3 protein-coding genes are annotated in these 14,680 nt (G+C 44.4%); all 3 read left to right on the plus strand.

The window, feature by feature from the left end; translation table 11 throughout:
- Nucleotides 1-3 precede the first annotated feature (3 nt).
- Genes SB660_RS11655 through SB660_RS11665 form a run of 3 tightly spaced genes read left to right on the plus strand, consistent with a single transcriptional unit; the run spans nucleotide 4 to nucleotide 14,639 of the window.
- Nucleotides 4-7,236 carry an SDR family NAD(P)-dependent oxidoreductase gene (locus SB660_RS11655; RefSeq protein ID WP_410582662.1) on the plus strand — a complete coding sequence of 2,411 codons (7,233 nt, stop codon included), beginning with the start codon at nucleotides 4-6 and terminating at the stop codon, nucleotides 7,234-7,236.
- Nucleotides 7,229-13,639, plus strand: coding sequence for an HAD-IIIC family phosphatase (locus SB660_RS11660; protein WP_410582664.1), 6,411 nt, complete (start codon nucleotides 7,229-7,231; stop codon nucleotides 13,637-13,639). Before SB660_RS11655 ends, SB660_RS11660 begins: the two co-directional genes overlap by 8 nt.
- Entirely contained in the window at nucleotides 13,632-14,639 is a 1,008-nt protein-coding gene (locus SB660_RS11665; protein WP_061407032.1) for a phosphotransferase enzyme family protein, read from the plus strand. The genes SB660_RS11660 and SB660_RS11665 overlap by 8 nt, the downstream gene beginning before the upstream one ends.
- Nucleotides 14,640-14,680: the final 41 nt, after the last annotated feature.

A 14,680-nucleotide genomic window follows, 5' to 3' on the forward strand; every position in this document is an offset into this window, starting at 1 on the left:
CGTATGTCTGATCAAGAGCAATGGAGCGAATCTGGACTTGAAATTGCAGTTGTAGGATTAGCAGGTACATTTCCTGGGGCACCGAATGTGCAAGCGTTTTGGGAAAATGTGTCGCAAGGGAAAGAATCCGTTACGTTTTTCACTGATGAAGAATTAAAGGCAGCGGGTGTAGATGAGACGCTGCTAAAACGTTCTGATTATGTCAAGGCAAAGCCATATTTAAAACAGGCATCATCATTTGATGCAGACTTTTTTGGCTACTCTCCGCGAGAGGCATCGATTATGGACCCGCAAATTCGATTGATGCATGAATGCACATGGCATGCGCTTGAGGATGCAGGCTATGAACCTGAGCAATACGAAGGTTTAATTGGTCTTTATGCCGGGGCATCTAGCAATCTATCGTGGATGGGGCAGCATATGTCGTCACTTGCAAAGAACGAAGATGTGTTTCAAATCATGCATCTCAATGACCCATCCTTTGCTTCTCGAATTGCCTATAAATTAAATCTAAAAGGTCCAAGCGTATCGGTGCAAACGGCTTGCTCCACATCGCTTGTTGCGATCCATATGGCCTGCCAAGGATTAATCGGCGGTGAATGTGACCTTGCTTTAGCAGGAGGTGTCACACTCCATCAGCCGCAAATCACAGGCTATCAATACCAAGAAGGAATGATTTATTCTCCTGATGGTCATTGCCGTCCGTTTGATGAAAAAGCAAAAGGAACCGTTTTTGGTGAAGGTGCAGGCGTTGTTGCACTAAAACGATTAAAAGATGCGATAGAAGATGGAGATTTTATTTATGCTGTCGTAAAAGGATCTGCAACGAACAATGATGGAAGTAATAAAGTCGGCTATACAGCCCCAAGTGTGAGTGGACAGGCAAGTGTTATTGAATCTGCGTTAGAAATGGCTGAGACAGAACCAGAGACGATTTCTTATATCGAAGCACATGGAACGGGTACGCCTGTTGGAGATCCGATTGAGATTGAGGCGCTTACTCGTGCTTTTCAAACAGATCAACAAGGCTATTGCCGAATTGGATCAGTCAAAGCCAATATTGGGCATTTAGATGCCGCAAGCGGCGTAGCTGGTTTTATCAAAACAGTCATGATGCTGCATCATCGTCAATTTGCCCCGATGCCGCACTTTGAGAAGCCGAATCACCGTATTTCTTTTGATCAAACCCCATTTTATGTTGGGACAGACAAAGAGGAGTGGAAGACATCTCAATTGCCAAGGAGAGCTGGAGTCAGTGCCTTTGGTATAGGGGGAGCAAATGCTCATGTCATCTTAGAAGAGGCACAGCCGAGAAAAACAAACAGCAAGGCCTCGTCCAAAGAATTAATTGTGCTCTCAGCTAGATCAATGCATGATCTGAAGAACATGACAAAAAACTTAAAGGAATATGTCTCCTCACATCCTGATCTCTCACTTGGTGAAGCAGCTTATACCTTACAAAGTGGAAGAAAGGCTTTCAAATATCGAAAAGCGTTTGTCTGTTCCACGCGGGAAGAGTTATTAGCGGAGCTGCAATTGCTGAATGAAGAGACAGCAGGCAGAGAAAGTCATCTTTATAAACGGATCAACATGAAGCTGAAGGGGTACCATGAGTCAGGTTTACGTGATTACATCGAGCTGTATGAGAAAGATCCTTCTTTCAAAACAGAAGTGGATCGAATCGTAAGCCTCGTCCAATCCGCTGTACCTATCAAAAAAGATGAGCTGTTCCATCCTAAACAAAGCCGTCAATCAGAAGTGGCGATGCTGATCATGACATCGGCTTTTGCTAACATGCTAAGATCAATCGGAGTTGAACCAGATGGCTGGATTGGAGAAGGCAGCGGAGTCTGGACAGCTTTATATGCAGCAGGCGGCCTTGAGCTAAATGATGTGGTATCTATTGTGTATCATCTTCATGACACCGAGATGGTTAATCAAAGGCTGGCTTCCCTGCCTCAGAGGACACTAAAGCAGCCTGTTTACTTGCAGCAAACCGGGGAGGAACTAATCACTTTCGACCCATCGTCTGCAAAAGGTCTTCTTAATATGGATCAGCCTGTAAAATCACCAATGATTGAGCAAGAATCACCAGCTTTGATCATTGACCTTTCAATGAAACAAGGGATTGTATTTGAAAAGGGAGCAGAAAAAACAACCGAACCACTTGATGGAGACATGCTTCAAATCGCAGGTGTTCTTTGGGAAATAGGAGTCGGCTTAGCCTTCCCTTTAACAGATGAGAAGAACAGGCAGCGTATTCCGCTGCCTGGGTACCCATTTCATAAAACCGATTTCTCTGCACAAACAAATACGATGGCAGCCATTGAACCGCAAAAGCCGCAGAATGAACAGCGTGTCTTTGCTTCACTCGCTTCTTTACAAAAAGAGATTCACGACATTGTGCAAACTCATTTTGGGTTTGATCAAATGGATGATGAATCGCCATTTTTTGAATTTGGTGCGACATCCCTTGATATTTCTCAGCTTGCAGCGAAAATATCTGAGCACGTGGACAAGCAAATTGACACTGTGCAATTGTATCGGTTTGCGACAGTGGCAAGTCTTGCTGAATATTTATTTGAAGAACAGTCAGAACAGGTTCAAACGCCTGCTTCTCGCCCAGTAAAAAACACGTCCCAGGAGCATACGGATATTGCGATTGTCGGAATGGCTGGAAGATTCCCAGGAGCTTCATCGCTAGAAGACTTTTGGCAGCGTCTTGTGAATGGCGAGGAAATGATTCACTTTTTCACAGAAGAAGAGCTCAAGAAAGCAGGGCTGGATGCGTCTGTCTACCAGCATCCGAATTTCATTGGAGCAAAAGGTCGTTTACAAGAGATCGAAGGCTTTGATGCAGACTTCTTTAACTATTCTGCTAGAGAGGCAGAGCTAATGGATCCGCAGTTCAGGCTCTTGCATGAATGTGCTTGGGAAGCGCTGGAGGATGCTGGCTGTGACCCCGATCGAATGGCAGGGAAAATTGGCGTTTATACAGGAACGAGTCCAAACCATGAGTGGCTGACGCGCTTTGCCCATCAAATGGAAGCAACTGAGCAGTTCAGCGCCATGCTGTTAAATGATCGTGAGTTTTTTAGTACGCAGCTTTCTTATAAATTGAATTTGCACGGGCCTAGTGTGACCATGCAGACAGCTTGTTCGACCTCACTTGTCAACATAGGCATGGCCTGTCAAGCATTATTGAATCAAGAATGTGATGCCGCACTGGCTGGCGGTGTGACGGTCAGTTCTCCAGAAAATATCGGCTACATCTATCAAGATGGGATGATTCAATCAAAAGATGGACATTGCCGTCCATTTGACCAAGAGGCGAGCGGAACCATTTTTGGAGATGGAGCGGGGATTGTTCTATTAAAACGTTATGAAGATGCGATGAGAGACGGCAACCCGATTCATGCGGTCATCAAAGGGGTTGGTGTGAACAATGATGGCAGCCGAAAAGCTGGTTTTACCGCTCCGAGTGTGGAAGGACAAGCAGAGGTTTTAAAAGAAACGTATGAAAAATCAGGTATCGATCCCGCGTCTATCGGTTATATAGAAGCTCACGGTACGGGGACAAAAATGGGAGATCCAATTGAGGTATCCGCTCTTAGCCAAGTGTTCAAAGGGACAGAACCGCTGACGATTCCGATCGGTTCTGTGAAAAGTAATGTCGGACACTTAAATAGTGCGGCAGGGATTGCAGGTCTGTTTAAAGCCATTTTGGCTCTCCAGCATAAAACGATCCCGCCAACCATTCATTATGAATCACCCAATCAGGAAATTCCTTTCAAAGATACACCGTTTTATGTGAATCAAAAGGCGTTGTATTGGAAGGAAGCAGATGGTCCGAGAAGAGCGGGAGTCAGCTCTTTTGGTATCGGCGGAACGAACGCTCATATGATCATAGAAGAGGGCATACAGGCGAAGCAAAAACCAGCTTCTACCCAAAAGCAGCTGCTCGTCTTATCTGCTAAAACAGATACTGCTTTAGCGAAAATGACAGAGCAATTAAAGCAGTATGTGATCCAGCATCCTCAAGTCCCGCTTGAAGATATTGCTTATACATTGCGGTATGGCAGAAAGCAGTTTCCATACCGAAAAGCGATCGTACTCGCGTCTGCTAATGAATGGATGCAGCAGAAACAGCTTGAAACGAGTGTGTTCCGAAGCCAAAAATGGCGCAAAGCAACCTTTATGTTTTCAGGTCAAGGCGCTCAGTATGCTGGTATGATGCGCGGGTTATATGATGCAGAGCCAGTGTTCAAATGGGAAGTAGATAGATGTTTTAATTATGTAATGGAAACGGAGCAAGTGGATTTAAAGGGCATTGTTTTTTCCGAGGATGAAACGAACGAAGACATCACAAAAACGTCAAATGCCCAGCCGCTCCTCTTTATATTTGAGTATGCATTAGCCAAATTGCTTCAACATAGCGGTGTTGAGCCAGAATCAATGATTGGACACAGTATCGGCGAATACGTTGCCGCTTGTTTGTCAGGTGTCTTTTCTCTCGAGTCTGCATTAACACTCGTGATGGCAAGAGGAAGATTAATGCAAGACATGGAAAAAGGCGCGATGCTTAGTGTGCAATTACCAGAGGCGGAACTCGTCTCGATGATCGATGAATCGCTTTCTGTTGCTGCTGTCAATGCAAAAGACCTTTGTGTCGTTTCTGGAAGAGAAGAGCATATCGCTGCATTTGAAAAGAAACTGCAAGACAAAGGAATTATCACAAGACAGCTCCATACTTCTCATGCCTTTCATTCCTACATGATGGAGCCAATGCTTGAGGCGTTTCAACAAATCGTAGAAAAAGTAGAATTGCAAGAGCCGGTGATTCCGTTTATATCGAATGTCACAGGCACATGGGCGACAAGAGAAGATGTGATGACAGCATCTTATTGGACGAACCACCTGCGTGGAACCGTTCGTTTTCATGAAGGTCTATCTCAGCTGTTAACCGATGAAGTACGAGCACTCATTGAAGTTGGACCTGGAAACAGCTTGACGGCATTAGCGAAACGTCATGAAAACAAAGAGTCACATCATGATGTCCTGAATATGGTGAGGCATACGAGAGAACAAGCGGATGACCATGCATATTTCTTAAAGAGAATAGGAGAGCTATGGGCAGGGGGCTACGAGGTCAAAGCGCAGCAACATCCAACTCAAGAGGAACGTCAGCTCGTATCGCTGCCGACCTATCCATTTGAGCGGAAACGATATTGGATTGAAGCAGGAAAGTCCGCGTCTCCGCAGCTATCCGCCCCTAAGGAAACGAAGAAGAAAGAGATGGAAGAATGGTTCTACCTGCCTTCATGGGAACAGCAGCCGCTAAAACCAGTTTTCGAAAAAGAAACAGAAGAACAAACGTGGCTCATTTTCAGGGAACAGGATGCTTTTCATGAACTGTTTACCCATTCATTTAAGCAAAAAGGGATCAAGGTCATTTCTGTCACAAAGGGTGAAGCTTATCAAGTGCAAGATGATTCGTTTACGATCAATCCGGCAGAAGGCCAGCACTACCGAAATATGCTAGATTCATTGTCTAATAGAGGCATCAATATCCAGCGGATTCTGCATTTATGGGAAGCTGCGAAAGAAGATGACAACTCGAATCGTCAAGCTGCTTTTCAGGCGCACATTGAAAAAGGCTATTACAGTTTAATTTTCTTATCTCAAGCGATTGCTGCCCAAAAAAATATTCGAGAATGCCGTCTGTTTACGATCACTAGCGGAATTCAGCCAGTCACAGGCAATGAGACGATATGTGCAGAGAAAAGTGCAATGCTTGGACCATGTAAAGTCATTTCACAGGAATACCATCATATTAAGTGCTGGAATATCGATGTGGAAGACGTGCCAGAAGTCATGTCTTGGAAGGAACAAGTCCTTGTCGATCTTATTTTGCAGGAAATCATGCAGCCTGGAAAGGACCAGCTTGTGGCGTATCGTCATCGAAAGCGCTGGGTAGAGAGCTACAAGCATTTGCCGCTACAAAAAGAAGATGGACTTCCGAAGATGATCAGGCCAAATGGTGTGTATCTGATTACAGGGGGTTTAGGTGGTATCGGATTTGTTCTGTCAAAGATGCTGGCGAAGGAAGGAAATGTACATCTTTATTTAACTGGAAGAACGGCATTGCCGCCAAGAAATGAATGGGCGTCATATGTTCAACAAGCAAATGCCGATGAAGCGCAACGCACGAGAATTGAAAAGGTGCTTGAGCTCGAACGATTAGGGGCAACAGTAGAAGCGGTGCAGGCGAATGCAGGAGATCTTGATCAGATGAAACGTGTATTTGATGCCATTCGCAAAAAGCATGGCGGCGTTCATGGTGTATTCCATGCAGCAGGATTACCAGGAAGTACATCCTTCCGTGCAATCAAAGATATCCCTTCTACACTGGCGCAGGGAGAGGATCAATTCCAATCAAAGGTGAAAGGGCTTGATGTGCTAGAGCAGCTGCTGGAACAAGAACAAGCAGACTTTTGTCTTCTCTTTTCTTCCATTAGTGCATTGCTTGGGGGCTTAGGATTCTCTGCTTACTCAGCGGCTAACTTATATATGGATGCATTTGCAGCTAGACTTAATCAACATAGTCAAACCCCGTGGATGTGTGTGAACTGGGATGCATGGAATTTCTGGGGTGAGCTAGAATCCACAATTGGTGAATCGATCAATGAGCTTGCGATTTTACCAGAAGAGGGTGCTGAGCTGTTCCAGTATGTTCTGTCTAACCGGCAGAATCGACACATGCTTGTGTCCACAGGAAATCTTGATGAACGGATAGATCAATGGCTGTCACTAGAGTCTAAGACCGCACCAGATGAGGATTCATATGAAGTGTCTAAGCACGAAAGACCAGAGCTGGGCAATCCATATGTGGCGCCTCGAAATGAAACTGAAAAAGCGATCTGTCAAGTATGGCAGGATTTTATGGGCATGGAACAAGTGGGCATTCACGACAATTTCTTTGATCTCGGCGCAAGCTCGCTGGATATTGTTCAAGTCACCAATCGGTTAAATCAAGCACTTCAAACAAATGAAGCGGTTGTGACCTTGTTTACGTACCCTTCTGTTGCAGAGCTTGCGAAATATATCCAGCCTTCTGAGGAATCGAAGGAAGAAGCGATGGAAGAAGAACTAGCCGTCGTCACTTCAGGTGATCGAAGAGCTCGTTTTAAACAGCAACGGAATAAAAGATTGAGAGGCGGAATCGAGAATGAATGATACAACGAATCACTATCATGGCGCAGAAATTGCTGTTATCGGTCTTGCAGGTCGTTTTCCAGGGGCCAAAAATGTAGATGAGTACTGGGAGAATCTGAAAAAGGGAAAAGAAACAATTTCTTTTTTTACAGAGGAAGAATTACGGCGTGAAGGTACAGATGAAGCTTTATTAAAAAACCCCCGTTTTGTTAAAGCAAAAGGAATGCTAGATGATGTGGATTTATTTGATGCAGATTTCTTTGACTATACACCAAAGGAAGCGGCTATGATGGACCCGCAGTTTAGACTGTTTCATGAATGTGTTTGGACGGCGCTTGAAGACGCTGGGTACGATCCGTTTGAATATAAAGGGCAAATCGGTCTTTATACAGGTGCAGGGATCAATACAGAATGGGTCATGAGAGCACTTCAAGGGGCGGCACAAGGTGAAGATTCGAAAACACTGGAAGCTGCCGTTCTGAATATGCGTGATTATTTAGCGACGATGATTTCATATAAATTAAATCTGAAGGGACCGAGTATGGTGGTACAAACCGCCTGCTCGACCTCGATGGTATCGATTCATTTAGCCGTTCAGGCTTTATTAAGCGGCGACTGTCATATGGCAGTTGCAGGCGGCGTGTCCATTCGCCTGCCGCAAAAATCGGGCTATCTGTATCAAGAAGGCATGATCCATTCATCTGACGGACATTGCCGCGTCTTTGATAACAAAGCCGATGGAACCGTTTTTGGTGATGGTGCAGGTGCTGTTATTTTAAAAAATTTAGAGGATGCCATTGAAGACGGCGATCACATTTATGCTGTCATTAAAGGATCATCTATTAATAATGACGGAAATAGAAAAGTAGGATATACAGCACCAAGTACGAAAGGTCAAGTTTCAGCGATTAAGACAGCACTTCGAATGGCTGAGGTGGAACCTGAAACCATTTCGTACATTGAAGCACATGGAACCGGGACAACCCTCGGAGATCCGATCGAAATTGAAGCGCTCAAGCAAGCATTTGATACAGATAAAAAAGGCTTTTGCCGCATTGGGTCTGTCAAATCGAATGTTGGTCATTTGAATGATGCATCAGGTGTCGCGGGCTTTATTAAAACCGTTTTAAGCTTAAAGCATCAAGTGATTCCGCCGACCATTCATTTTGAAACACCAAATGAAAAAATTGAGTTTGCCGATTCGCCTTTTGTTGTAAACACAGATTTGACGCCATGGAGCACGCAAGAATCTCCTCGCCGGGCAGGTGTAAGCTCATTTGGGATAGGTGGAACAAATGCTCATGTCATTTTAGAAGAAGCACCTGCTGCACGTGTAGCAACAGATAGCCCTGAGGAGAGTGAACTTCTTTTATTATCTGCCAAAACACCAGCAGCTCTTGAAAAAATGACGGATCGTCTTGCGGACTACTTACTCCAGCATCAGCAGCAAGTCCGTCTAAGTGACGTTGCCTATACGCTGCAAACAGGGCGCCATCATTTCCCGCATAAACGTGTCATTCTTGGAAGTAACACGGCTGACATGCTGCAGGCGCTCAGTCAAAGGTCAAAAGAGGTGGTCAAGACGGCCAGCTCCCAAACATCGAGCCGTCCAGTCGTCTTTCTTTTCCCAGGCCAAGGATCTCAGTATGTAGACATGGGGCGTCAGCTTTATGACAAATATCCAGTCTTTAAGGAAGCGCTGGATCAATGCTTGAATCAATTCAAACAGCATGTCTCAGTTGACCCATTTCGTCTTTTATTTTCAACAGAAGAAAGTGATGATCGTCAGCTGATCAACCAAACAGAATACACGCAGCCGCTTCTATTTAGTGTGGAATATGCTTTGGCTAAATTGCTGATTCATTTTGGCGTCAAACCGCAGGCACTGATCGGCCACAGTATTGGAGAATACACGGCTGCTGCGGTATCTGGTTTACTATCTGTTGAAGATGCCGTAGATCTTGTGGCTTATCGCGGACAGCTCATTAGCCAGCTTCCAAAAGGCTCTATGCTGAGCGTTCCTTTGAGTGAACAGGACGTGCTGCCATACTTAACAGATGATCTTTCACTTGCAGCAGTAAATGGTCCTGAATTGTGCGTAGTGTCAGGTGAGACCGCAGCCATTGATGCACTTGCTGAGAAGCTGGAGGCTGCTGGACATGGGTGTAGAAAGCTTCACACTTCTCATGCCTTCCATTCTAAAATGATGGATGACATCTTGCCATCATTTAAAGAAAAGGTCGCCGAGTATCAATTGAATGCGCCGTCTATCCCGTATATTTCTAACGTCACAGGTACATGGATTGACCATGAAGCAGTGCAAGACCCGGCATATTGGGCTGATCATTTGCGGCAAGCAGTTCGTTTCCGTGATGGAGCGGAGACATTATTAACGGAGCTTGATCCTATTTTCGTTGAAGTCGGGCCAGGGAATACGTTAAGTGCCTTTATTCGCCAAGCTTCAAAGGAACATCATCAGCAGCCGATTCCATTAATGCGTCATCCAAAAGAAGAGGCAGCCGACGACCGCTACCTGCTGGGAAGATTGGGTGACATCTGGCTTCAAGGGGTGCCGGTTGACTGGACAAGATTGCGAAATCAGACATCAAATCAAAAAGTATCCTTGCCAACCTATCCGTTTGAACGACAACGATATTGGATTGAAAAGGTAGATACAGCCGCATTATCTTCATCTTCAGGTGTGCAAATGGTGGTGCCAAAGGAAAACAAGACACAGGAAATAGAAGAAAACAATCAAGTCCATGCCGCCGCATCGAATGACATTGAGGCAACGTTACAGCGGATGTGGAAAGACATTTTAGGAATTGAAAAGGTGGAAAGAGACGACCATTTCTTTGAGCTTGGGGGACATTCGTTAAATGCCACCGGTCTCATTTCTCAAATTCACAAAGAGTTTGGTGTAGAGCTAACGCTCACAGATATGTTTAACAATCCGACGATTGAAAAGCTCCAAGCATTCATCGAGAAGGCTGAGAAGCATCAATATTTCAAGATTGAACCAGTCGAAAAGAAAGACACGTATCCATTATCTGCTGCTCAAAGACGGACATTCCTCATTCATCAGCGTATTGGTCAAGTGACCTCATACAACATGCCGATGGCACTAAGATGTAAAGGGGAAATTGACGTCGAGCGCTTTGAGCAGACCTTCAAGCAATTAATTGATCGTCACGAAACCTTGCGAACGACCTTTGAATTAAAAGATGGTGAACCGGTTCAGCGGGTCCATGATGACTTCCAGTTTGCTGTTGAATTGACAGAGGCTGATGAAGAAGGATTAGAAGCACAAATCGATGAATTCATTCGTCCATTTGACTTAAAGGCTGCACCATTGATCCGTGTGCGTTTTGTGAAAATCGCAGCACATGATCACCTCTTATTAGTCGATATGCATAATATTGTGGCGGATGGAGCGAGCATGAACATCTTTATTAAAGAATTTACTGAGCTCTATCGAGGGGAAACCTTGCCGGAACTCACTGTTCAATATAAAGATTATGCAGAATGGCAAGACAAATATTTCCGCAGCGAGATGTTCCAAAAGCAGCAGGATTATTGGAAGCAGCAAATTGGCTCAAATGTGCCAACTTTGACAATGCCATATGATTTTGAACGGAAGGAACAATCCTTCTTAGGAAGAGCGATCAAATTCAACATTGAACCGCACATCGTGGAGAAAATTGAACAGCTTGCTGAACAGTATCAGCTGACAAATAACGTCATCTTGTTCCAGCTCTATGGACTGCTGCTCTCACGTTATGCAGATCAAGAGAAGCTGATTGTTGGGTCACTTGTGGCTGGAAGACGTCATGCAGATATCGAGCATACAATTGGCATGTTCACAAACTTCCTGCCTATTAAACTAGACATGGTACAAGACGCAACCTTTACAGATCAACTGGCGCAGACAAAGCAAGTGCTGCTGGATGCGTATGACCATCAAGAGTACCCATTTGATCAAATGGTCGAGCATCTGAATCCAAAAACAAGACCGCATCGCAATCCATTTTTTGATACAATGCTCATTTACCATAATGAGTACGATCCGAATATTAAAATCGAAGCCGATGGACTAACATTTGAAACACATGAGTTTGCAAAGGGAATTTCCAAACTCGATATGAAAATGGATGTTGTTAGAGAAGTAACAGGTGAGTTAAAGTGCGTCCTTCAATACAATCTTGCACTGTTTAAACATGAGACAATGCAAGCGTTCGTCAAGCACTTCGAGCACTTGGTCGAACAGGCTGTTCAAACACCTGATCAATTGCTCAAGGATTTCGCTGTTCTTTCACAGGAAGAAGAACAGGCAGCAAAGGAGAAAAGGGAGCGTGCAGAGGAAAAAGCACCGCTCGTACTAACGGTCAGCTCGACATTTACAGCAGATCCGATCGCACCTTACATTCAGTACTGGACCAAACAGTTTGACGTGCAGCTGGATGTTCAATTTGCACCGTATGGGCAGGTATATCAGGAATTATTAAATGAGCGCAGCCTTATCTCACAGAAGAAAAACGGTGCGAACCTTCTGCTCATTCGTTTAGAGGATATTACAGGCCCAGCTCATCTTTCACTGGAAGAAAAGAAAAAACAGGCTGCAGAGCATGCTGAAGAACTTGCAAGCGTTCTGAAATCAAAAACGAAACATAACCTATATTTTGTTGGGATTCTGCCGATAAGTGCTGCTCTTAAAGACACGCTGCAAGATGTGGAACAAGAGTGGATTACTCAATTATCTGAGATAGACGGTGTTCAATTGATTGATTGCCGTCAGCTTGCGCAGCAATATCAGATGAATGACATCTTTGATGCAAAAGGAGAGCAAGCCGCACATCTCCCATTCACAGAAGTCTTTTGTGGAGCCATCGGAACAAAAGTCGCACGTGAGTTCATTGCATGGCAAGGCGCACCATTTAAGGTAGCAGCCATTGATTGTGATCACACGCTTTGGAGAGGTGTCGTTTCAGAAGACGGTATAGAAGGCATCGATATTACGCCAGAACATCAAATGCTTCAGCGCTTTTTAAAACAAAAGCAAAAAGAAGGTCTCTTGCTTGTCTTAAGCAGCAGGAATAATGAAGAAGATGTGTGGCGCGTGTTTGAAAACCACCCAGATATGATCTTGCAAAAAGACGATATTGTCGACTGGCGGATCAATTGGGAAAGTAAACCGGCACATCTCAAAGAGATGGCAGATTCACTGAATCTTTCATTATCTCAGTTTATTTTCTTAGACGATGATCCTGCTCAGTGCTTGCGTATGAATGAAGAGCTGCCTGAAGTGATGACACTGCTGTTACCTGCCAATGAAAAAGCGATTCCATTATTCGCCCAGCATGCTTGGGCATTCGACCGCTATGATATTACAGATGAAGATAGAGGGCGAACAACGAGCTACAAGGCTGAAAAAGCTCGTCAAAAAGAGCAAGCAGAATCGCCGTCTATGGAGCAATTTTTACAAGATTTGAATTTGAACATGAGTGTAACAGAGTGGGAAGAAAAGCACCTTGCCCGCGTGGCGCAAATGAGCAGCCGCATTAACCAATTCCGCTTAAATGATCAGCGCTTTGATGAACAGCAGCTAAGAGAGCGATTGGAAAATGAGCGTGTTCAGGGCTGGATTATTGAGTCAGCGGATCGCTTCAGTCATGAAGGAATTGTAGGGGCGATCTTGGCTCATCATGCAGGCGACACCTTGATCATCGATGCATGGATGCTAAGCTGCCGTGCGCTAGGGAAAGGGATTGAGCAAAAATGTCTGACATGGCTCGCTGAGTATAGCCGTCAGCACCAGATTTCTGCTATTGAATTCACATTTGCATCGACTGGACGTAATGAGCTGTTCAAGTCATTTATGAAAGAAAACAAGATGCAGGAGATTGAGGAGCAGCAAACATACCGTATACAAGTGGAAGAAATCGGTTCACTAAGTGATCACATTCAGATTGTTGACCACCTGTCACCTCGTCAGCACCCGGCTGAAGAAATAGAGGGTCAAAAGGTGGAGACAGTAAGTCATTCAGCTTCTGGAGGTTACACATGGGAAACGGTTCAAACAGATCAAACGCTGCACAGCGGTTATGTAAAAGCCCTTAAGGTACATGATCAAGAAGGTCTGCGATCATTATTAAAGACAGAACTAACGCAGGATCAAGGACTTTACGCACAGCCCACTAATGAACGCGAGGCATTGCTTCTTGAGATTTGGTGTGACATTCTTCATGTGGAAAAAGTAGGAATTGACAACGACTTTTTCGATTTGGGAGGAAATTCTTTACTTGCTGTCAAAATGGAAGTAGAGATTGAAAAGAAGGGTTGGTATGTTGATGATTTGAATTTTGCTGAAAAACACACCATTCGAGAATTAGCAAAATATATGAAGAGGGAGAATCAGCATGCATAAAGATGTAAAAGCCATATATGAAGAATCAAAAATTTTAGATGAGGCCACTCATTTATACGGAGTCCAGCGAAGTGACATCCACTTTATCGCAGATGCAGAAAACTATGTGTATGAACTTAAAAAAGACGGAGAGTCTTTCATTTTAAAAATTACCCATACCATCCGCAGATCACCTGATTATATTTTAGGTGAAATGGAATGGCTCCATCACTTAGCGAAGGGCGGACTTTCGGTTGCAAAACCAATTGCTTCATTAAATGGCCGTGATATCGAGCAAGTAGACGATGGGCAAGGTGGTTCATTTTTGCTGCGAGTCTATGAAAAAGCACCAGGTCATAAAGTTGAAGAGGCAGACTGGAATGATGAATTATTTTATGCGCTTGGACAGTACACAGGCCGCATGCATAAACTGACAAAAAGCTATCAGCTGTCAGACCCGCGATATAAAAGACAAGAGTGGGATGAAGAGGAGCAGCTTAAATTACGTAAGTATGTACCAGCCGATCAGACGCTTGTGTTCGAACAAGCGGATCGGTTGATGGAAAAGCTGTCAAAGCTGCCGAAAAATCAGGATACGTACGGATTGGTTCATGCGGATCTTCATCACGGAAACTTCCACTGGGATCAAGGCAAAATTACGACCTTTGATTTCGATGATATCGGGTACAATTGGTTTATGAATGATATTAGCATTTTGCTATACAATGTGTTGTGGTACCCAGTCATTCCATACGAAGACAAAGCAGCTTTTGCAGGAAACTTTATGAAGCAATTCCTTAAAGGCTATCGTGAGGAGAATGAGCTTGGGGATGAGTGGCTTGCCTACATTCCTGACTTCCTTCGCTTACGTCACGTGCTGATCTATGGCTTGCTGCATCAAGCATTTGATTTGGCTACCATCGGAGAAGAAGAGAAGGCCATGCTCGCTAGCTTCCGCTCCGACATTGAGCAAGCAGCGCCGATTACAACGTTTGACTTTACAAAGCTAAGTCAATCTTAACTTCAAAATCCCCGCCTCTGTAATAAGGCGGGGATTGTTTT

This window comes from Bacillus sp. SIMBA_005 (assembly GCF_046535585.1).
Lineage (GTDB): Bacteria > Bacillota > Bacilli > Bacillales > Bacillaceae > Bacillus > Bacillus pumilus.